Source organism: Posidoniimonas corsicana (genome assembly GCF_007859765.1).
Classification (GTDB): domain Bacteria; phylum Planctomycetota; class Planctomycetia; order Pirellulales; family Lacipirellulaceae; genus Posidoniimonas; species Posidoniimonas corsicana.
The window spans coordinates 403,178-426,330 of the sequence record NZ_SIHJ01000003.1; the positions used below are offsets into that span (position 1 = coordinate 403,178).

22 protein-coding genes are annotated in these 23,153 nt (G+C 68.4%); 14 read left to right on the forward strand and 8 right to left on the reverse strand.

Annotation, left to right across the window (positions count from 1 at the left end):
* Positions 1-163 precede the first annotated feature (163 nt).
* The 3 genes from KOR34_RS21000 to KOR34_RS21010 all read left to right on the forward strand — a co-directional run bounded on the left by KOR34_RS21000 (position 164) and on the right by KOR34_RS21010 (position 5,509).
* The gene (locus KOR34_RS21000; RefSeq protein ID WP_146567913.1) at positions 164-790 is read left to right on the forward strand and encodes a TetR/AcrR family transcriptional regulator; all 627 of its coding nucleotides are present in this window, start codon (positions 164-166) and stop codon (positions 788-790) included.
* 50 nt (positions 791-840) lie between these two features.
* Complete coding sequence (locus KOR34_RS21005; RefSeq protein WP_146567917.1) at positions 841-2,196, forward strand: efflux RND transporter periplasmic adaptor subunit; 1,356 nt, start codon at positions 841-843, stop codon at positions 2,194-2,196.
* 91 nt (positions 2,197-2,287) lie between these two features.
* Positions 2,288-5,509, forward strand: coding sequence for an efflux RND transporter permease subunit (locus KOR34_RS21010; RefSeq protein ID WP_146567919.1), 3,222 nt, complete (start codon positions 2,288-2,290; stop codon positions 5,507-5,509).
* Between the two features lie 119 nt (positions 5,510-5,628).
* Here KOR34_RS21010 and KOR34_RS21015 read toward each other — a convergent pair whose 3' ends face one another.
* Positions 5,629-6,333, reverse strand: a complete 705-nt coding sequence (locus KOR34_RS21015; protein WP_146567921.1) for a hypothetical protein — start codon at positions 6,331-6,333, stop codon at positions 5,629-5,631.
* 341 nt (positions 6,334-6,674) lie between these two features.
* Here KOR34_RS21015 and KOR34_RS21020 point away from each other — a divergent pair, with 341 nt between their 5' ends.
* Positions 6,675-6,860: a hypothetical protein gene (locus tag KOR34_RS21020; RefSeq protein ID WP_146567922.1), complete on the forward strand. Its 186-nt coding sequence runs from the start codon at positions 6,675-6,677 to the stop codon at positions 6,858-6,860.
* 26 nt (positions 6,861-6,886) lie between these two features.
* Here KOR34_RS21020 and KOR34_RS21025 read toward each other — a convergent pair whose 3' ends face one another.
* Positions 6,887-7,330, reverse strand: coding sequence for a hemerythrin domain-containing protein (locus KOR34_RS21025; protein WP_146567924.1), 444 nt, complete (start codon positions 7,328-7,330; stop codon positions 6,887-6,889).
* A 57-nt stretch (positions 7,331-7,387) separates the two neighbouring features.
* A complete protein-coding gene (locus KOR34_RS21030) occupies positions 7,388-7,609 on the reverse strand; it encodes a hypothetical protein (protein WP_146567927.1) in 222 nt (73 codons plus the stop codon).
* Positions 7,610-8,015: 406 nt separating this feature from the next.
* Between KOR34_RS21030 and KOR34_RS21035 the strand changes: the two genes are divergently transcribed.
* Together KOR34_RS21035 and KOR34_RS21040 are read left to right on the forward strand one after the other, a co-directional pair.
* Positions 8,016-8,999 (forward strand): DUF1559 domain-containing protein, encoded by a 984-nt coding sequence (locus KOR34_RS21035; protein ID WP_146567929.1) that lies wholly within the window; start codon positions 8,016-8,018, stop codon positions 8,997-8,999.
* A 16-nt stretch (positions 9,000-9,015) separates the two neighbouring features.
* Positions 9,016-9,453, forward strand: coding sequence for a hypothetical protein (locus KOR34_RS21040; RefSeq protein WP_146567931.1), 438 nt, complete (start codon positions 9,016-9,018; stop codon positions 9,451-9,453).
* A 47-nt stretch (positions 9,454-9,500) separates the two neighbouring features.
* Here the strand turns inward: KOR34_RS21040 and KOR34_RS21045 are convergent, their stop codons facing one another.
* Entirely contained in the window at positions 9,501-11,939 is a 2,439-nt protein-coding gene (locus tag KOR34_RS21045) for a hypothetical protein (protein WP_146567933.1), read from the reverse strand.
* Between the two features lie 289 nt (positions 11,940-12,228).
* On the opposite strand from KOR34_RS21045, the gene KOR34_RS21050 reads away from it, so the two are divergent.
* The 6 genes from KOR34_RS21050 to KOR34_RS21075 all read left to right on the forward strand — a co-directional run bounded on the left by KOR34_RS21050 (position 12,229) and on the right by KOR34_RS21075 (position 17,300).
* Positions 12,229-14,094: a DUF5060 domain-containing protein gene (locus tag KOR34_RS21050; RefSeq protein WP_146567935.1), complete on the forward strand. Its 1,866-nt coding sequence runs from the start codon at positions 12,229-12,231 to the stop codon at positions 14,092-14,094.
* Positions 14,095-14,188: 94 nt separating this feature from the next.
* Positions 14,189-15,205 carry an alpha/beta hydrolase gene (locus KOR34_RS21055; protein ID WP_146567937.1) on the forward strand — a complete coding sequence of 339 codons (1,017 nt, stop codon included), beginning with the start codon at positions 14,189-14,191 and terminating at the stop codon, positions 15,203-15,205.
* Positions 15,206-15,285: 80 nt separating this feature from the next.
* Positions 15,286-15,531 carry a hypothetical protein gene (locus KOR34_RS21060; protein ID WP_146567939.1) on the forward strand — a complete coding sequence of 82 codons (246 nt, stop codon included), beginning with the start codon at positions 15,286-15,288 and terminating at the stop codon, positions 15,529-15,531.
* Positions 15,524-15,856: a hypothetical protein gene (locus KOR34_RS21065; protein ID WP_146567941.1), complete on the forward strand. Its 333-nt coding sequence runs from the start codon at positions 15,524-15,526 to the stop codon at positions 15,854-15,856. Before KOR34_RS21060 ends, KOR34_RS21065 begins: the two co-directional genes overlap by 8 nt.
* Before the next feature lie 107 nt (positions 15,857-15,963).
* Complete coding sequence (locus tag KOR34_RS21070; RefSeq protein ID WP_146567942.1) at positions 15,964-16,956, forward strand: tetratricopeptide repeat protein; 993 nt, start codon at positions 15,964-15,966, stop codon at positions 16,954-16,956.
* An 89-nt stretch (positions 16,957-17,045) separates the two neighbouring features.
* Positions 17,046-17,300, forward strand: a complete 255-nt coding sequence (locus KOR34_RS21075) for a hypothetical protein (protein WP_146567944.1) — start codon at positions 17,046-17,048, stop codon at positions 17,298-17,300.
* A 179-nt stretch (positions 17,301-17,479) separates the two neighbouring features.
* Here KOR34_RS21075 and KOR34_RS21080 read toward each other — a convergent pair whose 3' ends face one another.
* From KOR34_RS21080 to KOR34_RS21090, 3 genes are all read right to left on the reverse strand, one after another.
* Positions 17,480-18,631 (reverse strand): DegT/DnrJ/EryC1/StrS family aminotransferase, encoded by a 1,152-nt coding sequence (locus KOR34_RS21080; protein ID WP_146567946.1) that lies wholly within the window; start codon positions 18,629-18,631, stop codon positions 17,480-17,482.
* 152 nt (positions 18,632-18,783) lie between these two features.
* Complete coding sequence (locus KOR34_RS21085; protein ID WP_146567949.1) at positions 18,784-19,200, reverse strand: hypothetical protein; 417 nt, start codon at positions 19,198-19,200, stop codon at positions 18,784-18,786.
* Positions 19,201-19,215: 15 nt separating this feature from the next.
* Positions 19,216-19,722 (reverse strand): hypothetical protein, encoded by a 507-nt coding sequence (locus tag KOR34_RS21090; protein WP_146567951.1) that lies wholly within the window; start codon positions 19,720-19,722, stop codon positions 19,216-19,218.
* Positions 19,723-19,864: 142 nt separating this feature from the next.
* Here KOR34_RS21090 and KOR34_RS21095 point away from each other — a divergent pair, with 142 nt between their 5' ends.
* Together KOR34_RS21095 and KOR34_RS21100 are read left to right on the forward strand one after the other, a co-directional pair.
* The gene (locus KOR34_RS21095; protein ID WP_146567953.1) at positions 19,865-20,302 is read left to right on the forward strand and encodes a hypothetical protein; all 438 of its coding nucleotides are present in this window, start codon (positions 19,865-19,867) and stop codon (positions 20,300-20,302) included.
* A 69-nt stretch (positions 20,303-20,371) separates the two neighbouring features.
* A complete protein-coding gene (locus tag KOR34_RS21100; protein WP_146567955.1) occupies positions 20,372-21,523 on the forward strand; it encodes a hypothetical protein in 1,152 nt (383 codons plus the stop codon).
* Here the strand turns inward: KOR34_RS21100 and KOR34_RS26895 are convergent.
* Complete coding sequence (locus KOR34_RS26895) at positions 21,498-23,123, reverse strand: anti-sigma factor family protein (RefSeq protein WP_197531639.1); 1,626 nt, start codon at positions 23,121-23,123, stop codon at positions 21,498-21,500. The genes KOR34_RS21100 and KOR34_RS26895 overlap by 26 nt on opposite strands.
* Between the last annotated feature and the right edge of the window lie 30 nt (positions 23,124-23,153).

Below are 23,153 nucleotides of genomic sequence, written 5' to 3' on the forward strand. Positions count from 1 at the left end.
GCACTGTAAGTCGGGGTGCTAGAGGCGCTGTTTTGGAGGCATTGTGCCGCGGCCGTCCGCGTTCTCCAGGCAGCTGCTCTTGACCGATTTTGACCGTCTTGGAAGAATCGGTGGAGCAGGGGACGGACGCGTCCGTCCGTTTTGACCGAAAGGACCAAAGCAGATGAAGGCCGACTCGCCGAAGACCGATCAGAAGGGCCGCAAGATCCTCCGCGAGGCTCTTAAAGTCTTTGCCAAAGAGGGTTTCCGCAACGCCGATGTGCAGGTCATCGCCGACCTGGCGGGGGTGGGGAAGGGGACCGTCTACCGGCACTTCGGCAACAAAGAGCAGCTGTTCCTGGCCACGTCGCGGCACTGCCTGACCGAAGCAGGCGAGTTCATCCAGCGCGAGGTTCTGTCCGGCCGCGACCCGATTGGGTTCGCCGACGAGATCGGCGCCGTGCCGCTGCTCCGCCGGATCGCCACGGCCTACGCCCAGCACTACCAGCGCCAGCCCGAGGCGGTGGAGATCATGATCCAGGAGCGGTCGGAGTTCCGCGAGACGGTGTTCCCGTCGCACCTGATGCACCGGGCCGAGCACCGCGAGGGGCTCGACGAGCTGCTGCGGCGGGCGGTCGAGCGGGGCGAGCTCCGCGCGGTCGACGTCACCCAGGCGACCGACGCCTTCGCCGACCTGCTGTTCGGGACCGTGGTGAACGGCTGCCTGAGCGGCGGCAAGACGAGCCTCGTGGCGCGCGTCGAAGGCGCGGTGGAGCTGTTCCTCCACGGGCTGGCCGCGCGCGACGAGTAGCCTCAGCGTGCGTCCCCCTAGATTCATCCCTCCAGGTTTGCTGACCAACCATGCGCTACCTACGGTCCCTCGGCGTCCTCTCGATCCTCGCGCTGCCGGCGCTGGTTGGCTGCAATCAAGCCGCGCCGGCCAACCCGGGAGCGACCGCCTACACGCCCCGGCAGACGCGGGCGGAGGTGCAGGTGGTCGCCGCCGAGCGGCGGCCGCTGTCGGCGGTCGAAGAGTTCACCGGCGACCTGCTGCCGCGCCGCCGCACGCGGATCGTGGCCGAGGTGGAGGGCGTGGTCAAACAGATACCGCAGACCGGCGCGCAGTTCGACATCACCATCGACGGGCGCCGGTACTCCGAGAAGCTCGGCGTGTCGTACGGCCAGAAGGTCGCAGCGGGCGACGTGCTCGTCCAGCTCGATACGAGCGACTTTGAGGTCGCGCTGCGGATGGCCAAGGCGAAGCTCGCCAAGGCCTCCGCGGACCTGGCGGAGCTGAAATCGTGGGACCGCCCGGAGGAGGTCCGCCGGCTGTCGGCGCTGCGTGACGAGGCGGCCGCGCGGCTGTCGCAGGCGCACCGCGACCTGCTGCGGATGCGGTCGCTGGTGGCGTCGCGCGCCATTACCGAGGCGGAGCACGACGAGGCGGCGATGAAAGTGGCCACCGCGCAGGCCGTGGTCGACAGCGCTGAGGCGAGCCTCGCCGCGTCGACCGCCGGGCCTACCGCCGAGGCGGTCGCCGTGCAGGAGGCGCTGGTGTCGCAGGCCGCCGCCGAGGTGGAAGAGAAGCAGCGCCAGCTGGAGAAGGCGACGCTCCGCGCCCCGTACGACGGCGTCGTCACGGCTGTCGATGTCGAGGTTGGCGAGCGTGTGGCGCCCTCCAGCGACCCGCTGGTGGAGGTCATGGACCTCAAGTACCTGATCGCCGAGTTTGGCGTCCCCGAGTCGTACGTCGGGGCGTTCGCGCTCCGCAACGAGGCGCAGGTGGTCGCGGCCGGCGCCGCCCAGCCGGTCACCGGCGTGGTGGTGGCGATCAACGAGCTGGTCGACCCCAGCACGCGGACCTTCCGCGTGCGGGTGGCGATCGACAACGAGATCGCCCGCCTCAAGGCGGGGCAGTTTGTCACGGTGCGGCTGCCGCTCAAGACGCCCGGCGAGGCTTCGCCGGTGGTGCCCAGCCGCTCGCTGGCGTTCGTCGAGGGCGAGCCGCACGTGTTTGTCGTCGAGGGCGACGTCGCCCACCGCCGCCGCGTCGAGACCGGCCTGACAAGCGACGGCTGGGTCGAGGTGCGTAGCGGCGTGCAGGCGGGCGAGCGGGTGGTGGTCGACGACCCGGCGCTGATCTCCGACGGCATGGCCGTGACGGTCGTGCCGTCGGCCGCCGAGGTGGCCGCGGGCGACTCCACTCTGCAGCGTTAGCGGCAGTGGTCCAACCGCCGATTTTTTTTGAACCACCGCGGACGGACGCGTCCGTATTCAGCCCACAACTTCTTGGTGCAAGGCCTCCCTCATGAAGCTCTCTCAGACCGCCATCGAGCGTCCGGTGCTGACGCTCATGGCGTTCACCGCGCTGGTGGTGTTTGGCCTGGTCGCCTACGGCACGCTCGGCATGGCGCTCTACCCGGACGTCGACATGCCGATGGTCACCGCCACGGTCACGTACGAGGGCGCCTCGCCCACGACGGTTGAGACCGAGGTGACCGAGGTGCTCGAGGAGGCGCTCAGCACCATCAGCGGCATCAAGAGCATGCGGAGCGACACCAGCGAGGGCGTGTCGCAGGTGTTCCTGGAGTTCGAGCTGCAGCGCGACATCGACATCGCCGCGCAGGACGTCCGCGACAAGATCTCCGGGATCCAGAACGAGCTGCCGGCCGACGCCGACGCGCCGGTTGTGGAGAAGTTCGACCCCGACGCGGCGCCCATCCTGGGCATCGTGCTGGCCGGCGACGCGTCGATCTGCGAGCTGACCCGGGTCGCCGACGACCAGGTGAAGCCCCGCATCGAGGGCGTGTCCGGCGTGGGCGGCGTGCAGCTGTCCGGCGACCGCGAACGCGAGATACGCATCTGGCTCCGCGTCGGCGACCTCCGCGCGCACAACCTCTCGGCCCAGGACGTGGTCGATGCGCTCCGCGAGGGGAACGTGGAATTCCCCGGCGGCCGCGTCGAGACCGGCCGGCAGGAGCTGGTGGTGAAGACCCGCGGCCGGTTCGCCACGCCCGAGGGCTTCCGCCGCCTGGTGGTGGCCCGCCGCGACAACCGCCCGATCCGCCTGGAGCAGGTCGCGTACGTCGAAGACGGCCTGGAGGACGAGCGGAGTCTGGCGCGGCTCAACGGCCAGCCCGCGGTAGCACTGTCGGTCCGGCAGCAGTCCGGCGCCAACATGGTGGGAGTCGCCCGCGAGGTGAAGGCCCAGCTCGACGGACTGCGCGAGTCGCTGGGCGACCGCTACGAGCTGCTGGTGGTGCAGGACAACTCGTCGTTCGTGGAGTCGAGCGTGGCCGAGGCCCAGGGCGAGCTGGTCCGCGGCGCCGGCCTGGCGGTGCTGGTGATCCTGCTGTTCCTGCGCAGCCTGCGCGGGTCGCTGGTGGCGGCCGTGACGATCCCCGCCACCATCATCGCCACGTACGCGTTCCTGCTGGCGATGGGCTTCACGCTGAACACCATGACGCTGCTGGCGCTGACCATCTCGGTCGGCATGATCATCGACGACTCGATCGTCGTGCTGGAGAACACCTGGCGGCACATGCAGGAGGGCAAGACCCGCGTGCAGGCGGCCGTGGCGGCGATGGACGAGATCGGCTTCGCGGTGATCGCTACGTCGCTCTCCATCGCGGCCGTGTTTGTGCCGGTGGCGTTCATGGACGGCATCATCGGGCAGTTCTTCTACGAGTTCGGCATGACCGTCACGTTCGCGGTGCTGGTCTCGACCGTGATCGCGCTGTTCCTCTCCCCCATGCTCTGCTCACGGCTCCTCAAGGTCGGCGCCGGCAACGGTTGGCTGTACCGCGTGAGCGAGCGGCTGCTGACCGCGGTCGAGTCAGCCTACGGCCGCACGCTCGGATTCGCGCTGCGGCGCCGGTTGCTGGTGCTGGCGGCGTCGTTCGCGCTGTTCGTCGGCAGCATGATGCTGCTGCCGCTGATCGGCAAGGAGTTCACCCCCGCGGCCGACGAGGGCCAGTTCCAAGTGCAGGTCGAGGCGCCGGTCGGCTCTTCGATCCAGCAGACGTCGCGCATCGCGGCCGAGGTGGAAAAGGTGATCGCCGGCCTGCCCGCGATCAAGGACATCTACACCACCGTGGGCGGCCAGTACGATGGCCAGACCACCGTGGCCAACGTGATGGTCAAGATGGTCGCCCGAGAGGAGCGCACGGTCTCGCAGGCCGCCGCGATGAAGATGGCCCGCGCCGGGCTGTCGCGGTTCGGCCACATGCGGATCAGCGTCGACCCGATCGCCCGCATCGGCGGGGGCGGCATGCGGTCGGCGCCCGTGCAGTACAACCTGCGGGGCGACGACCTCGCCGAGCTCAACCGCATCGCGGAGACCCTCGTCAGGCAGATGAAGGACACGCCCGGCTTCGTCGACGTGAACACCACCAGCCAGTCGGGCAAGCCGGAGATCTCGGTGTCGATCGACCGCGACCGCGCCTCGGACCTGGGCGTGAACGTCGAGGACCTGGGCCGCACCATCAGCCAGCTGGTCGGCGGCCAGCAGGTGTCGACCTTCGAGACTAGCGGCGAGAACATCGACGTGCGGGTGCGGCTGGTGGGCGCCGACCGCCAGGACTCCCGCGCCATCGAGACCCTGCCCGTGCGCTCCGGGTCGGGCGAGCTGACCGACCTGCGGACGCTGGCGTCGGTCGAGAGCACCTTCGGCCCGGTGAACATCGAGCGGCAGGGTCGGCGGCGGCAGGTCACCGTGCTGGCCAACCTGCAGGACGACAAGCCGCTGGGCCAGGCCGTGGCGGACGTGCAGGCGATGGTCGGCCAGATCGGCCTGCCCCCGGACGTGGCGGGCGTCTTTACCGGCACGGCGGACAGCATGGCCGAGTCGTTCGCCAGCATCCTGTTCGCGCTTGCGTTGGCGGTGCTGCTGACCTACATGGTGCTGGCGGCCCAGTTCGAGAGCTTCCTGCACCCGCTGACCATCATGTTCTCGCTGCCGCTGTCGATTGGCGGCGCCTTCGGCGGCCTGTACCTCACCGGGCGGACGCTCAATATCTTCAGCATGATCGGCATGGTGATGCTGATGGGCCTGGTGACCAAGAACGCCATCCTGCTGGTCGACTACACCAACCTGCTGCGCCGCCGCGGCGTCGGCCGCGAGGACGCGCTCCGCCAGGCCGGACCCACCCGCCTGCGGCCGATCCTGATGACGGCCCTCTCCACCATCGCCGGCATGACGCCTATCGCGCTGGGCCTGGGCGACGGCGCCGAGTCCCGCGCGCCCATGGGCGCGTGCGTGGTCGGCGGCATGGTCACCTCTACGCTGCTGACGCTGATCGTCATCCCGGTGGTGTACAGCCTGGCCGACCAGTGCTGGGAAGGGGGCAAGTCGCTGATCGTGCGGCTGACGCCGAAGGGTCGTGCCGAACCCGCCGCGCCGCAGCAGACCGACGCCGACATCAACGAAGAGCCAGCCCCCCGCTCGCATGAGCGGCCGCTCTCGCTGCCGGTCGCGACCGCCCGCCCGGACGACCTGCTCGACCGACAGCCGGGCGCTCAGGCGATCTAGCGGAGGCGGCTAGAGCGGCGCACAAAAAAACCGGGCGCCGGAGGGCAGGTTCCGGCGCCCGGGGTGTCGCCACGGGGGTGGCAACGGGCCTTCATCTAGTCGGGATCAAGCGGTCGCGTTCAGCCCAGCTCGGTGGGGTACTGCACCTCGTACATCAGGCCGCGGACAAACTTCTGGGCGTCGGCGTAGTCGGTCGGGTCCATGTCGGCCAGCTGCTCCTTCAGGTCGGCCTTGAGCTGCTCGGTCAGCTTCAGGATGCGACCAGCGAAAGGATCGTCACTGCCGGCGGGGTAACGCGACCGCTGACGGAACAAGAAGTCGATCTGGCTGCGGGTCGAGGCGAACTGGTCATGGTCCAGCGACTCGGGCCAGGACACGCGGCCGGTGGTGCGGTTCAGCTGGTCCGCGTCCAGGCGGTAGGTGTCGCGGTAGTAGGTGGCCCGACGCTGGGCTAGCAGCTCCTTGCCGAGCGCGTCACGCTGGATCTCGCGGGCACGCTCTTCTTCGCGGTGCTGGCGCCACAGGTACTGCTTGCGGTAGAGGGTTTCGGTCTGCTTGACGTCGTTCTCGTACGACAGGCCGCGGGCCTGCTGGTTGAGGATGTTCGCCTGGGCGTCGTACACGCGGTACTTGCCGAGCGACTCGATCACCTTGGCCCGACCACGGAGGGCGCCTTCCAGAGCGGTCGAGGAGTGACGCGGCTCCACCGAGAAACCCGACGACAGGTTCACGGGCTGGAAGTAGCCGGCGGTCTGGGCGGCGGCGGGAGACGCGGCGATCAGCGAGGCAACGGCAACGAGCGACAGGGTGCGTGAGGCGGACATGATTCGACTCCTGCAGGCGGAAGTTTGTAGGGTGAGGTGAAGGTGCGTTCGTGCTCGTTGACTCCTACGCCGGATTGGTAGAACTGTTACGCAAGCGGGGCGCCATTTATTTCAGAAGCCGGAATATGGGGATTTGTGCAGCAGGGGTGTCTTCGGCACGGCGACACCCTGTCTCAGAGCGGGACGCGCGATCCCCATGCGAGACTCCCCGAACGGGGGGCGCCTGCGGGGCGACGCTGATTCGCATCCCTTTGGCGCCCGCCGATCGGGTGGTTAGACTAGGGGCGTAAGAATGACGTCCCGTCCCCGCGCACGCCCGCGACCAACGCGAGTCCTACCCGATGAACCTGCTCGACCTGCTGGCCAACCTCCCGCTTGGCGCCCACAACCTGCTGATGCTGGCGCAGGCGGAAGAAGAAGCCAGCACGTCGTATGGCGTCGCGTTCTTGTTGCTGGTGCTGTGCCTCGTCGGCGGCGTGATGGCCGCGGTGAAGGTTGACAAGCGGGACTCTGAGATCAAGCGGTAGCCCGCGTCGTCGAGCTGTCGATCGGCTCAGGCGTGCTGCTTGAGCGACTTGCGGTGCTGATCGAAATCGTCGGCCAGCGATTGCTTCTCGTCGTCCTCGAGCGCCTTGCCGGCCAATTGGAACACCTCGTTCTCTTCCTCGTCGAGGTGATGCAGCAGCTCGTCGCACAGCTTCTTGGCGGTGGGCAACCAGCCGGGCGAGTCGTATGGCGTTTCTTCGAGCTTCTTAATCAGCTCGTCTAGCTCGTGGTGCTCGGCCACGCTGTGCCGCGCCTTCTCCTGCGTCAGGTCCTTCTCCATCAGCGGCACGTAGAAGTGCCGCTCCTCGGCCATCGCGTGCTCTTCGAGCTCGGCCTTCAGCCGCTCGAACAGCTCCTGTCGACCGCGGCTGTCGCCGTGGGTCTTGGTGAGCAGGTCGATCAGGGTGCGTTGCTTGTCGTGGTCGGCGCGGATGCGTTCGAAGATATTCATTACAGATCGTGTTGGAGTTGGGGTGAGTTGGTGTGAAGTAGCGTGCTGCCCGCGGCGTTAGCGTACCGGCTCAGCAGTGGGCGGCTTCTCGCTCGAGCCTTCGGCTCGCGCCGGCTTGCCGGCGACGAACATGTTGCAGCCGCCGTTACCGGTGATGCGGATCTTGAACTGCTGCAGGTCTTGCTCGATGCAGAACCCAACGGTCTGGTCTTCGACGGTGGCGTCGGGTTCGATCTGCCACCACTTGCAGCCTTTGCACAGGCCCCATTGATCGGACATGACAGGTTCACCTCGTGTGGTTTCGTGGCTCACCGCTAGTCGCCGCCGCGGCGTTTCGTTGAGAAGTACAATTCCGGCGCCAAACGCGAACGCGTGCGTCAAACATGCAGAAACAAAGGCTTCTGACGGGTTGCTGACGCTGACAGCGCGTTGCAGGCGGGCAGGTTGGTCGTTGGTCGGCCAGCACGTTGGGGTGCGAGTTGGTCGCAGCCGATGATTGCAGCGGCGACTGCTTCTAGTGCAAACCCAGCTCCGCTTACGGCGCTTCTTGCGACGCGCACTTGACGGTCTGCGGGCGCCGGGATAGCGTGACCCTGCTTGTCACGCGGCGGTCTTTTCTCGTCTTGTTTGCGTGCCCGGCCCCCCGCTCGAGGGCCGGCGGACGCCCGGCTGTGGGGGCCTCGTCATGAAGCTTCGGCGTGGTTTCACGTTGGTCGAGTTGCTGGTGGTGATCGCGATCATCGGTGTGCTCATCGCGCTGCTGCTCCCCGCGGTTCAGTCCGCCCGCGAGGCGGCCCGACGCGGACAGTGCGCCAACAACCTGAAGCAGATCGGGCTGGGCGCGTTGAACTTCGAGTCCTCCTACGACCGGTTGCCGGCCGGCAGCACCACCGCGTCGGCCAGCTCGATCGGCGGCCCCTACCTCAGCACCTGGACGGTCGACATCCTGCCGTACATGGAGGAGCAGCCGCTGTACGACCGGTGGGACCAGAGCGTGGGGTTCGTCCACGCGAACAACCGGCAGCTGCGCGAGACCATTGTCACCGCCTACACCTGCCCCAGCGACATCGAGATCGGAACGCTCGCCAACCCCGAGTCCGGCCCGCTGACCAGCCAGCCTTGGGCGCCCGGGTCGTACCGCGCGATGTCCGGCCACTCCTTGGGCCAGAGCAGCGAGCACTACTGGGACGACCCGCGGTCCCAGCTCAAGTCGAACGAGTCCTCCATGCCCCGCTGGTCGCGCGGCATGATGCACTGCGTTGTCGACGGGCCGGGAGACTACCGCAAGCTGCACGCGGTGAAGGTATCGCAGGTGACCGACGGCCTCTCCAAGACCCTGCTGGTCGGTGAGTACCACACCCTCACCAGGCAGCCGCGGCGGACCTTCTGGGCCTACGCCTACACGTCGTACAACCAGTCCAGCGCGTTCGTCGAGAGCCGCACCCTGACGCCCGACTACGACCGCTGCGTCGAGATCGGCGGGGGCGGCGTGCACACCTGCAAGCGGTCGTGGGGCAGCCTCCACGCGGGCGGCATGATCCAGTTCGTCCACGGCGACGGTTCCGTGCACGGCGTCCACCCCGACATCGACATCAACCTGTTCGCCGAGATGGGCAGCATCGCCAGCGAGGGGGCCTCGCTCGCCCCCCCGACGCGGGGCTCCCGGTAGCCGCTTGGAGCACTGCATGCCGCGTCACCACCGCCTGTCCGTCTGCCTTGTCGCGCTGATGATCGCCCCGCTGGCCGGGTGCGGCTCGAAGGGCTACCAGCTCGCGCCGGTTAGCGGCGTGGTGACGCTCGACGGCAAGCCGGTCCCCGGCACGCTGGTTAACTACCAACCCGTGGGCAGCGAAGGCGTGACGCCCGGCCCCGGCTCGACCGGCCGCTGCGACGAGAACGGCCGCTACACGCTGTCGACCATCCGCGACGAGACCGGCGCCGTAGTCGGCCTGCACCGGGTCCGCATCTACTCCTACAGCCCCGAGTCCCCGGTCGAGCAGGACACCGACGAGGGCCTGCCGACCGAGCAGTTCCCCGAGCGGTACAACTACCGCAGCGAACTGGAGATCACCATCGAGCCCGGCGGCACCGACGCGGCCGACTTTGCGCTGACGCGGGGGTAGCGCCACAGGCGGCGCGGCCGACCTGTGCGGGCGTGGCCCGCTCGGCGTTACTTTGCGGCCGGGTCCGGGAGCGCGGTCACCCGGGCGTGCAGACGGCCTGCGGCTCCCATGACGCTGAACAGCCGGGCGCCATCGGACGACAACGCACTGGGGTGATGGCTGGACAAACCGTTGTGGGCGAAGTACCGCTCATCGGGTTGGTCGCCTCCTAGCCCCCACAGGACGCTATTGTTGGCATCGGCAGTCACCAGCCACTGTGCGTCAGCCGACGCGACAAAGTTGTAGGCCTCGGCAAAGCTTGCAGTCACGCGACCAGCCTTGATGTCGAAAACGATTGCTTGGTTCGGGTTGTACCCCGGGTAGGACATCTCAGCCGACACAATCAGCTTGTCACTGTTGGCAGAGAAGCAGGCGCCCTTAAGCGCTTTCACGTTGGCCTGGTGCGTGAATGCCGCTGGGCCGCTGGGGCGCGTTCCGTCGGCGGGGCAGACGGTGGTGCGAGTCTGCTGCTCAAGGTCATAGAGCTGCACGCCCGAATGCTCCATACCGACGACCAACCGGCCGTCGGGCGACAGCACGAGTGGTTCGTAGCTCTTGAGCATCGGCAGCGGGTCAGGCCAGGCGCGGGCTGTCGGCAGCCCTTCCACTACCTGCAGCACTCCTAGCCGCGCGTTGTCCGATTTGCCCTTGCACACCGCCAGCGCCTTGCCCGACGAAGAGAGCGCCAGCGCGTGGGGTTGGTGGAAGAAGTACCGCTCGGCGACTAGCGCCGCCTCGGTTTGGACGCCGGTGGGCATTCGCCACACCGCCACCCGCCACTTCTCCCCCATGCCTGCGGGCTCACCGGGGGATGTCGTGGTGCTCTCGGGCGGCAAGCAGACCGCGAAGTGCGAGCCGTCCCGCGCCAGGCTCGCCCGCACCGACCAGCCATCGCGGTCGAAGTCGAGACCCGGGAGCTCTACCTCACGAAACTCCTTGGCGGCGAGGTCGACGGTGTGCAGGGAACGCCTGATCCCTCCGCCGTCGTTCCTGAGGCAGAGGACCGTGAGCCGGGACTCGTCGCCCGAGAGGCCGATCGCGGCTACACTCGAATGGCCGTCCAACTCGCCGCTGGCGAATGTTTCAACGCTCAATCGAATGTGCAGATCTTTCGTGTATTCGGGTTGATGAGTGAAAAACCTGGGTAAGCGGTTGGCGAGCAGTTCGCGATCTTCTTGCCGGTTCGGGTATCGGTCGAGCCCAACGGTTTGGAGTGCGGGCATCGCTTGGAACACGTCGCACGTTTGCTCCAACGACAGGTTGGGGCCCGACAGGCCGAGCGTGGTCAGCCGCTCGTTCTTGGCGAGCTGGAGAGCGGTTGCAGACGTGAGCTGGGTACCTCGCAGGTCCAGGACCCGTAGCTTCTCGCAACGCATCAGCGCGTCGACCGCCGCGTCGGTGACATCGGCGCCGTTCAGGTAGAGCGAACTGAGTGACTCCGCCGCCGCCAGCGAAGCTACGCCGCGATCGGTGACGTCTGTTGCGGCCACGCCTAATGATCCGAGTCCCTTGATCTGGGCGGCGTGAGCCAGGCCGTCGTCGGTGATGCGCGTCGCCGACATCTCCAGATGTCCGAGACCGTTGAACTCCAGACCTAGCAGCAGGGCGGTCGGGGACCCGGACTCGGAAACCCACGTGTGCGACAACAGGTGGGGGATCTGGGTTGGGCGCGGAACGCCAAAGAAGGACTGCTTCCTCAGTTCGGCAACGCGTGCTTCGAGATCGAAGCGTTGCGCGATATCGACGCAGTCGCCGCCACACTCGAGGGGCTTAACCAGCAGCGGGCGCCGAGACTCGCCGGGGCGGAGCTGCGGCCGAGTGCGCGTCGATGTCAGGTAGAAGTCGACCCGCTGCCCGGGTTGGAGAGCCTGCTGCAGGTCGTGCGGCAAGCGTAGCGGCCCCTCGACAAGGCGCTTCTGCGTCGCTGCGATCCGTTCGATCGTGGCGTCGCCCAGCAGCGACCCGTTGGCGGACAGGGAGGTCATCGGGCGTGACGCCAGCTCGGCGAACCCGTCGTCGGTAACCTGGCTGCCGACCGGGAGTCGAAGGTTGAGAGGCATCGAGGCAGGAAGAAACGCCGCCAGCCGGCTCAGGTCGGCGTCGGTGGCGGGTTGGTCGGAGGCGAGCGTGACGACGCCGTTGCGGATCTGCCAGCCGTCCCCCTTAATCTCTCCCATCGGCGGGGGAGACAGGTAGGAGCTAGCGTTGAGAATGCTAAGCCCCAGCATCCACTCCGCGCACCCTTCGACATGCTCGTCGGTCGCCGCTTGCAGCAGACGGGCGACTTCTTCCCCGTTGCTAGCCGGAACCTCTTGTCCGCCGCGCAGGTACGCATGCAGGTACAGCGTGCCGTCTTGATCGTCCTGGGGTGGCTGCCCGCTGGCCGAAAGAACGGTCGCGAGGAATGTCGCCAGCCCGATTGAGAGCGCAGTTGCTTGGCGATGCATCACACAGCCGCCTTGTGGTTCGGGGCGAGTGGACCGCTGAGCGGGGGCCTTCGAGGACCCGGGCTTCCGGGTTCAGTATACGCGGGTCGTGTTAGCGGTGCGGTCCCCCAGGCCGACGCCCGGGGATCGTCCGCCGCGGTCCGCTTGCCCGCCCCGGCCCAAGATTTGGCGCCGGCGCGGTGGCTCGTGTAGTCTGTTAGGGCCCGCACGGCCGGTCTGCTTCTAGACGAGCCGCGCGGGCGAGGTCCCTCCACGCCTGTCTTTTCCCCTCACCCCACCGTGTGTCCCTATGTCGTCACGCCAGTTGTTGGCCTGCACGCCCCGATCGGTGGGCGTGCTTCTTGTTCTTGCGGCGGCGACCGCCGCGGCCGACGGCGACGGTTCGGTGGAGGTGTCTGGCGAGCTGAAGCAGTGGCACAAGGTGACGCTTACTGTTGACGGCCCGCAGGCGGACGAGCGCGACACGCAGCCGAACCCGTTCACCGACCACGCGCTGTCGGTCCGGTTCCGGCACGAGTCGGGGCGCCCGACCTACAACGTCCCGGGCTACTTCGCGGCCGACGGCGACGCAGCCGAGAGCTCCGCCGGCTCGGGGACCAAGTGGCGGGCGCACCTCGCGCCGGACAAGCCCGGCGTGTGGGCCTACGAGGTTTCGTTCCGCACCGGCCAGGGCGCGGCGTTGGACAGCGGGGCGGACGCGCAGCCGTTCGCGCCGGCGGACGGCAAGCGGGGACGCTTCACCGTCGCGCCCACCGACAAGCCCGCCCCCGATTTCCGCGCCCGCGGGCGGCTGGCCTACGTCGGCCGCCACCACCTGCAGTTCCAGGGCGACAAGTCCTGGTTCCTCAAGGCGGGCGCCGACGCGCCCGAGACGCTGCTAGCCTTCGCCGACTTCGACGGCACGCGGGCGCTGAAGGACAGCGTGCCGCTGAAGGCCTACCGGCCGCACCTCGGCGACTGGTCGGCCGGCGATCCCACCTGGCTGGGCGGCAAGGGGAAGGGGCTCATCGGCGCGCTCAACTACCTGTCGGGCAAGGGCATGAACGCGGTGTCGTTCCTGACCTACAACGTCGACGGCGACGGTTCAAACGTGTGGCCGTTCGTTGATCCCCGGCAGAAGCTCCACTACGACTGCAGCAAGCTCGACCAATGGGGGATCGTGTTCGACCACGCCACGGCGCGGGGACTGTACCTGCACTTCAAGCTCCAGGAGAACGAGATCGACGACAACCGGCTCGGCGCCGGACGCAAGGGCGGCGATGTGCCGGCGGCGCTGGACGGGGGCTCGCTGGGGCCGGAGCGGAAGCTGTACCTCCGCGAGCTGGCGGCCCGCTTCGGCCACGCGTTGGCGCTCAACTGGAACCTGGGCGAGGAGAACACGCAGAGCACCGACGAGCTGACCGCGATGGTCGAGTACCTCCGCGCCACCGACCCGTACCACCACCCGATCGTTGTGCACACCTTCCCGAGCCAGCAGGACGAGGTCTACCGGCCCCTGCTGGGCAAACAGCTCTTGAACGGCGCCTCGCTGCAGAACGAGTGGGACCAGGTGCACCGCCTGACCGCCAAGTGGGTCGCCGCGTCGAGCGAGGCCGGCGACCCGTGGGTCTGCGCCAACGATGAACAGGGCAGCGCCAACATCGGCGTGCCGCCCGACCCCGGCTACGCCGACAGCGACCACGACCACCCCTCCATCGACGATATCCGCAAGCTCACGCTGTGGGGCAACCTGATGGCCGGCGGCGCCGGCGTGGAGTACTACTTCGGCTACAAGCTGGCCCAGAACGACCTGACCGCCGAGGACTGGCGGTCGCGGGACCGCTCGTGGGACTTCGCCGGCATCGCGCTCAACTTCTTCCGCGACGAGCAGATCCCGTTCCAGGAGATGAGCTGCCACAGCGAGCTGGTCGGCAACCGCTCGCGCGACAACTCCCGGTTCTGCCTCGCCAAGCCGGGCGAGCTTTACCTGGTCTACCTGCCGGATGGCGGGGCGACCGGCGTCGAACTGCCCGACGGCCGGTTCTCGCTCTCTTGGTTCAACCCGCGCACCGGCGAGTCCACGCCCGGGGATGAGCTGAGTGACCCCAAGCTGAGCGCGCCCGACGACCACGACTGGCTGGCCGTGATCCGCCGGAAAAGGGGCGAGCCGGAATAGCCGCCGCACGGTGGACGCGCGCCCGGCCGTGCCAGCCCTGGTATCCTGACCTGCTTCAACCTCTTCTCTGCACTGACCCTCGGGGGACCCCGTTATGCGTTCTTATCCACTCCTGATTGTTGCCGCTCTGGTGTTGTGCCCGGCGCCGGACGCTTGCGGGCAGCGGGGCCGCGGCCCGAACCACGACAAGTTTTACGCGCCCGGCCCGTTCTCGCAGCGGCACGACGACGTGCCCCACGGCGAGCTGGTCGGCCCGCTGGCGCTCAAGAGCGAGGTGTTCCCCGACGCCGAGCACACCTACTGGGTCTACGTTCCCGCCCAGTACGACCCGGCCGAGCCGGCCCACCTGATGGTGTTCAATGACGGGCACGCGTTCATGGCGCCCGAGGGCGACATCCGCGCGACCAACGTGATCGACAACCTGATCTACCTGCGCGAGATCCCGGTCATGATCGCCGTGTTCGTCAACCCGGGGCGGATGCCGGGCCAGCCGGAGCCGACCGCCCGCGACTGGGGCGACCGCAACACGCTCCGCAAGTCGGAGTACGACACTATGGACGGCAAGTACGCGCGGGTCATCGTCGACGAGCTGCTGCCGGCGCTGTCCGCCGAGTACAACCTCTCGCCCGACCCCGAGCACCGCGGCATCGGCGGCTCCAGCTCGGGCGGCATCGCCGCGTTCTCGGTGGCCTGGAACCGCCCCGACGCGTTCCGCAAGGTCGCCAGCAACGTGGGCTCGTTCACCAACATCCGCGGCGGCCACGTGTACCCGGAGCTGGTCCGCGAGGCCGACCCCAAGCCGATCCGCGTGTTCATGGTCGACGGCCGCAACGACAACCGCGGCCTGCGGCGGGGGCGTTACAACCAGGAGATGGACTGGTTCCACCAGAACGTCCGCCTGAAGGACGCGCTGGAGGAGAAGGGATACGATGTGAACTATGTGTGGGGGATCGGCAACCACGGCCAGAAGCAGGGCGGAGCGATGCTGCCCACCATGATGCGGTGGCTGTGGCGGGACCACGCGGTCAGCACCGACCCGCACAACGAAACCGAACGCACGTTCCACGGCGCGGCTGCGCCTGAACCGGGGGACGCCGGGTTGGCGTCGTGAGGGTGAACCCGTACGATTCGCCACAGTCCTCGCCAGAGTCCGCGCCTCGAGAGCGGCGGCCCGTGTGGGCCAAGTGGCGGATGGCCTGTATCTTAGCCTGCTTCTCCTACAGCGCGGTATCCGCCGTGGCCGCCGGCGTGATGTTCCGCCCTACCGGCCGAGTCGCCCACGCGCTGGGCCTGTTTCTTGTCGCCGGGCTTGGCGTGGTCGACCCGGCCGTCGGTGGCGCGGGCGCGGTGGTCCTGCGGGCGTGCGGCTACGCCATGCACGTGCTAGGTTGGGTGTTCGTGCTGAGCCTGTGGAGGAGGCTGCGAGCCGGTGGCTGAGAACCCTTATCAATCGCCGATAGGCGAAGGCACAACGCCGAAGCGAGACTTGCCGCTGGTGCGATGGTGGCTCGTCGCGCCTTTGTTGGGTGTCGCGTCCTACTTTCTGTTCGGCTTCGTGGCGGTCGCGTCCGGGGTCGATAGGGCCTCGCTGGTCGGAAGACTTCTCTTGGCTCTCGTCAATCCGCTGGATGCCATGGGGGCGGTTGTGCCAGGACCCAACCGGCATCGCCTGAACATTGGTGTCGCGTTGTTGCTGCACACGACTGTCTGGACGCTGGTGCTGGCTTGGTCGCGAAGGCCGAAGTTGACGAGGTCTCCGTAGGGTAGGTGCTCGCACCGACCTTGCGTCTGGGATAAGCTGCCAACCGTAGGTGCGAGCACCTACCCTACTACAAGACTGTACCGGTTCCTCCTCGAATGCTGGAATCTATGGCGGAACATCCCGCGTGTGAGATTACCCACCGCCAGATCCGTGTTGGCACGTGCAGCTGGTGCCAGACAGCTATCGGCGACTCTGCCGGGATGGGTCCCATCGGGGACGAGGGCGTCTCGCTCACGGAGTGGGATCTCGATGCAATGCGGCAGACTCTGCGGGAGGGAGACTGCGACGCCCGCTCGTATACGCTCAACAACCTCGAGTTCGATGGTGCTCCCGCGATAGGCGAGTCGCTTCCGCTGCTGGCGTTGGTCCTCGACGACCCCGACAGCCAGCTGCGGCTCATGGCGGAGTTTGCGTTGTCTCACCACGGCAGAAGCGTAACGTCAGACGAGGCAGAGGCGCTCGAGCGGCGGTTAGCGGAACGCCCCGATCAGCTCGCGGCTAGGATCGTCTTGTTGTCGTACTACTTTGGTGGCCGGCGGCTCTCGCCCGGCTTCAAGCGAGCCCGACAAGAGCACCAGCTGTGGGTAATCGAGAACGCTCCGGATTCGCACACCGCCGGCGCCCCCGAGGCCCGCGTCATGGCGCGAGACGAACCCGCTGAGTACGCCCTTGCGAAGCAGCTTTGGCTCCAGCAGGTAGAGCGGCGCCCGGGCGAAGCAGCGGTGCTGGGCAACGCAGCAAGCTTCTTTCAGTTGAATGATAAGGAGCTTTGCGAAGAGTTGTTGCGGCGGGCACAGAGGCTGGAGCCGAACAACCCCGCATGGTCGGAGCAGTTGGCGAGGCTGTACACACTTCAATCTCGCGGAGATGACGAGCAGTCTGCAGAGAACGCCCGCCGCGCGTACACTGAGCTGCGGGCGGCGGAATTGAAGCGGGATGCGTCGTTGACAGGTTCGGAGGATAGTGCGGAATCGAAAGGGAGGCGGCTGAGCACGCCGCTCTTGAGCGGACCCACTCGCTCCCGAAATTGGCGAGAGCGGCGTACAGTGCTGGCGAGTACGAAGAGGCGCGCCGGCTTGCCGAAGAACTGCTCACGTTAACTCAGGGCGACCGGATCTCAGAGTTCTTCCGCAACGACGGCAATGCGATCCACTACGCCCACTTGGTGCTGGGGCTTTGTGACCTTGCAATGGGTGACACCGAGCGCGCCAAGCATCACCTGGCAGAGTCGGGCAAGACCAAGGGCTCGCCCAACCTCGGATCGTTCGGCCCCAACATGTCGCTGGCCTTAGGGTTGCTAGAGCGGGGGGAGAGCGACGCGGTGCTGGCGTACTTCGATCAGTGCCGCAACTTCTGGAAGTCGGGTGGCGATGAGCTTGATCGGTGGTCGGAACAGGTTCGCCGCGGCCAGACTCCGGGCTTTGGCGCAAACCTCGTCTACTAGCCGGGTGGCATGCAGAGGTGGCAGAGAGACGCGGAGGGTGTCGTCGGGGCTGAAGATTCGCGTGCAGCGTTCGTGTCGCCACGAGCCCCCGGCGTTCGCCGGGGGAGCAGCGCAACAAAAAAGCCCCCGGCCGAAGCCGGGGGCTCGTGGATTCACGTTGCTGCTGCGCGGGGCCGGCGTTAGGCGGCGTCGCGCTTGGCGCCGGTGCGGGCCTGGGCGGCGAACGCGGCGATGGCGTCGATCACCTCGCTCTGCTCGGCCTTAGTCAGCTCGGGGAACACCGGCAGCGACAGCACCTCGCGGGCGGCCTGCTCGGTGTGCGGGAGGTCGCCCTCCTGGTAGCCGAGCTCGGCGAAGCACGCCTGCAGGTGCAGCGGCACCGGGTAGTAGATGGCCGAGCCGATCTTGCGTTCGGCCAGGTACTGCTGCAGCGCGTCGCGCTGGCCGTTCTCGACGCGGACCGTGTACTGGTTCCAGACGCTGCGGCGGCCCTGGGCCACGCCGGGCACGCCGATCACGTCCGACAGCGAGAGCTTCTTGAAGCGTTCGTTGTAGCGGAAGGCGTGCTTCTCGCGGGCCTCGGCGTAGGAGTCGAGCGAGCGGAGCTTGACGCCCAGCGCCGCGGCCTGGATGGTGTCCAGGCGGCTGTTGACGCCGACCATGTGGTGGTAGTAGCGGGGGTCCTGGCCGTGGTCGCAGAGGATGCGCATCTTGTGGGCCAGCTCGGCGTCGTCGGTGGTGATCATGCCGCCGTCGCCCATGCCGCCCAGGTTCTTGGTGGGGTAGAAGCTGAAGCAGCCGATCGTGCCGAGCGAGCCGACCCGCTTGCCGGCCTCGGTGGCGCCGATCGCCTGGGCCGCGTCCTCGATGACGTAGAGGTCGTGCTTCTTGGCGATGCGGTTGAGGGCGGTCATGTCGGCGGCCTGGCCGAACAGGTGCACCGGCATGATCGCCTTGGTGTGCGGCGTGATGCGGCGCTCCACGTCCTCGGGCGAGAGGTTGTAGGTGCCCGGCACGATGTCGGCGAACACGGGCGTGGCGCCGACGCGCCAGACGCTGCCGGCGGTGGCGAAGAACGTGAAGCTGGGGAGGATCACCTCGTCGCCGGGGCCGATCTCCAACGCCATCAGCGCGACCAGCAGGGCGTCGGTGCCCGAGGCGCAACCCACGGCGTGCTCGGCGCCGCAGTACTCGGCCACGTTCTGCTCGAGCTGCTTGACGGCCGGGCCCTTGACGAAGGCGCCGGTGGTGCAGACCTCGGTGATCGCGGCGGTGATCTCGTCCATCAGAGGCTGGTTCTGACGGTTCACATCAAGCATTGGGACGGGCATGGGATGCTCCCCTTGGTGGTCGGTAGTTGGGTCGCCGGAAAGCGGGGTCCGGGCTTGTGGCGGCGGTGCTCCGCCAGAGTGGCCAGGAGATTAGGCCGTTCGCCAAAAAGCGTCAACGTCGAAGGAGCGCGAAATAGAGGCCGCGCCCAGCATTAGTCACGGTAAAGCTGGAACTCGCTGAGGTGGATGTCGGCGATGTCCAGCTCCGGCAGCGAGTGCTTAAGCCGCAGGTGGATGCGGCGGCGCAGCATGCGGAGTTCCGGGTCCTGCAGCTCCTCGCTCGACGCCAGCCGGGCGGCGGTCAGCACCTGGTCCCGGACGCGGTGCGTGCGGGATGCTAGCAGCTTCGAGAAGTCGGTGGCGATCTGCTCGCTGACGCTGGCGTGCACGGTGAAGATCAGCCGGGTCGTGACGTCTTCGAGCGGCTGGTACTCGCGGAGCACGAACGAGCCGAGCTCGAAGCCGACCAGGCCGGGCTCCTCGGGCGGCGCTTCTTCGGCGGCCCGCGCAGGGGGCGCCCACGACAGCAGGCAGGACAGCAAGCAGAGGGCGGACGCTCGGTATCGCATGGCGGTCGGCAGGGGTTACATCGGGTCGGTGAGCACTTCGGTGATCACCAGCCGGCGGACCAAGTGGCCCTCGAACAGCGGCTGGATCTCGTCGAGCACCCGCGCGCGGAAGGCGGTGAGTTGGGGGTCGAGCAGCTCGTTGACGCTGGAGTTGCGGCAGGTGGTCATCACGCGGTCGCGGAGCGAGTTCTTGTTCCGGTCGATCAGCCGGGCGGTCGAGCCGCTCTCGTGCGGCTCGACGAGCGCGTCCAGGCGGAAGCGGAACAGGAGCGCGGTCTTGTAGCGGGTCTGGGCGCTGTCGTCGGCGTAGGGCGCCGGCACGGGGACCTCGTACTGGCCGAGCGGGATCTCGACCAGTTCCTCGGCGATGCGGCCCATCTCCTGCTCGTTGATGGTGAACTGCACTGGCGCATCGCCGCCGCAACCAGCCAGCACCGCCAGCACCGCCACGCACGACAGCACGGCGCCCCACCGGAGCGGGCGGCGGTCCGGGTGGTTCGGGTTGTAGCGGCGGTCGGTCACGGTGGACGCGTTCCAGTGGGGCGGAAAGATGTTCTCAAGGCTAGGTCGCCGCCCGGCCGCGCGGCGAGCTATCCTTGCCCGGCAGGCGGGCGCCCGGCGCGCCCCGCCGGTAGTGCTGATGAACAGACGGGATCCAACGATCATGACGACCAGCCTGGCGGCCCGATTGGTCTGCGTGCTGCTGTTGCCGGCCGTAGCAGGCTGCTACGACCCGGCCGCGATGATCGAGCGCGTCCGCAACGACGCCATCCAGTCGCGGCTGGAGGAGGTCAGCCTGGGCGACTTCCACGTCACGCTGCCCCGCGACGTGGCCAACAGCGAGACCACCGAGGTGTACGTGGAACTGTTCGGCCGCGCGGTCCGGTACCGCCTGGCCGAGATCGAGCAGAAGCTGGCGGAGAACGACCACGCGTACCGGCAGGACGTGCTGCTGGCGATCCGCAGCACGTCGAACGAGGAGCTGGCCGAGCCGAACCTGACCAAGCTCCGCGAGCGGGTGTTTGAGGCCGCCAACGCCACGCTGGGCGACACGCCGGTCGAGAAGGTCGGCATCTCGTACATCCGGCTGGTGCGGCACTAGACCGCCGCGTTTGTCACGGCCGCCGCGGGCGCCTATCCTGGTGGGGTCCTCCACCCCGCCGAGTAGCCCGTGCCCGACGCCAACGAGTCCTTCGCCCACCTCCAAGCCTACGCCGACGAGCCCGGCGAGCTGCTCGCCCAGTTCGCCGAACGCTGCGCTGCCGCCGGCGACTGGGGCCGGCTGTTCGAGGCCCGGCTGATGCAGGCGCGGCTGCGGCTGGGCCTGCCGATCGACTGCACGCTGCTGGCCGACCGCTCGGCCGCCGTGCGGGATGAGTTGGAGAAGGCGTACCACGAGGCGTGCGTCGAAGCGGGCGAGGGGCTGATCGCCGCCGGCCGCCCCGTAGACGCCTGGCCGTACCTCAAGGCCGCGGGCGAGCAGCAGCGCATTTCGGCGGCGCTCCGCGGGGTCACCCCTACCGAGCACGACAGCGAGGAGCTCATCCAGCTGGCGCTGCACGAGGGCGCCGACCCGGCGCTCGGGTTCCGTTGGCTGCTCGAGCAGTCCGGCACCTGCAACGCGGTGACCACGCTCGACGGCCTGGCCGGCTACCTGGAGACTGACGAGCTGCGCGGCTGCGCCGAGGTGCTCGTGGGCTGGCTGCACCGCGATCTGCGTGACAGCATCGCCGCGCACATCGAGCGGCAGGAAGGCGCGCCGCCCAGCGGGGACGACTTCGCCGAGTGGTACGAGGGCCGGCCGTGGCTGTTCGAGCACGAGTCTTCGCACGTCGACGCCTCGCACCTCGGGTCGACCGTCCGCTGGTCACGGCTGATGGAGGACCGCCCGCTGCTGGAGGAGGCGGTCCGGCTCGCCGACTACGGCGCGCGGCTGCACGAGTCGCAACGCTTCCCGCAGCCGCCGCCGTTCGAGGACGCCTACACCGCGCACCTGCTGTGGCTGCGTGCCGTGCTGGGGGACGGGGTGGACCAGGCGGTCGCCTACTTCCGCCGCCAGGCAAAGCACGCCGACGAGTACGCCCGCCCGGCCTGCGTCGAGGAGTACGTGAACCTGCTCGCCCGCTGCGGCCGCGGCGGCGAGGCGCTTGGCGAGCTGACCAAGCTTGTGCCCGCCGACTTCCCGCTGCCGCCGGGGGCGCCGACGCCGCTCGAGCTGGCCCGCGTCAGCGGCGCATGGGACGCGTACGATCGGCTGGTCCGCCAGCGGGGCGACGTGGTCGGCTACGCGGCGGGGCTCATCGCTCGCCGCGCGGATCCTTAGGCGGGCCGCGGCGGTCGTCGTCGGAGTCGCGGTCCCGATCGTCGCGGCCTCGGCGGTCCTTGTCGGGCCGGCCCCGCCCATCGGGTCCGCGGCCGTCCCGCCCGCCCAGGGCGCGGGTCATCTCTTCCAGCGTGCGGGGGTCGACGCCGCCGAGCTGCCGCTCGACGTACAGGTGGCGGATCCGCTCGTCCATCTCGTTGCGAGGCAGGGCGAGCAGCTCCATCCGTTCCTTGTCGGTCAGCGCGTCGCTAGTGAAGAACCCCTCCATGCTGCTGGGGTTGATGTCATCGGAGGCCAGCTTGAGGATCCACTGCCGCATCTTCGACGCGCGGCGCTCGGGCGGGTCGTCCGACAGCCCCTCGAGCACGGGCTCCCCCAGTTTCCTGGTGAGCAGCGGCTCCATCTCGGCCCACTCTTCGCGGGCGCGGTCGCGGAGCTCGTCGCGGATGCCGGGCCAGGGCCTGCCGCCGCCGTTGCGGTCGCCGCCGAACGCCACCTGGGGGATCATGGCGACCCGCAGCGCCGGCTGGCTCTCGATCGCCGCGTCGAACCGGTCGCTCCACTCGCGGACTTTCTTGCGGAACTCACGGGCGTGGCGCGGTTCGTTTGTGCCACCACGCGCTTCCCACGCGTCGAGGCGCTGATTCCTTCCGCGCCGAAGTTCCGCGTACAGGTCGTTGAGTCCGGGGCGCTGGGCGACTTCGGCAATCGCCTTGCGGAGCCGCGCCTCGTCCCTGGTGGTCAGGTCGCGGCGGGCGCGGGCGAGTTCCTGCCGCCGCAGGTCCGCAACCCGGTCCACCCGCTCCTCCGGGTCCGCAATCTGACGCAACTCGAACTGCGTGTTGGGGGTCAGGCCGGCGGTCCAGTCGGCGTAAGCGAGCGCGACCCGGCGCAGGTCGGGCGTCTGCGAGGGCGCCTGGGCGATCGACTCGTACCGGTCGCGGAGCGCCTGCTGCCGCGTTTCGGAGAGCGACAGGAAACGCCGCTCGGCCGTCTTCAGGCGGTCCTGGTCCACGCCGGAGAGGTCGCGGAGGCGGGCGCGTCGTTGGGCGCGGCTCTCGCCCGCGATCTTGGTCCACTCGGCGGCGTCGTCCTGCACCTGGCAGCAGCCGTGCCGCTGCACCAGGTCGGGCTGCCGGCTGGCCAGCAGGGTGAGGAACTGCGCGTCGGCGTTCTGCGACAGCGGCTCGATCCCCCACAGCACCGGCAGGTCCTGCACCAGCTGCCGGTCGGGCGTCGAGACGAAGCCGCGGACCATCAGGAAACCGGCAACCGCCGCCGCGGCGCCCAGCAGGGCCACGCCCCACCACCGCCGCCGCCGCGTGACCGGCATCGCCGCGGTCAGCTCGGCCACTTCGCGCTGGGCCTCGACGGCGACCATCTCGATCGTGGTGCGCGAGAAGTCCTCGTCGACGGTCGACTTCGGCAGGTCGTCCAGCGCGTTCCACGCCTTCTCCAGCGACTGCATCTCCTGACGCAGCTCGGGGTCCTCGCTGATCCGACGCTCGACGTCGCGCGCCTCCTCCGGCGACAGTTCGCCGTCGAGGTACGCGACCAGCATCTCGCGAGACGCGTCGTCGGATTGGGAGGGGGAAGACATGACGGGGTAGCTGTTGGTGGTTGGTGGTGA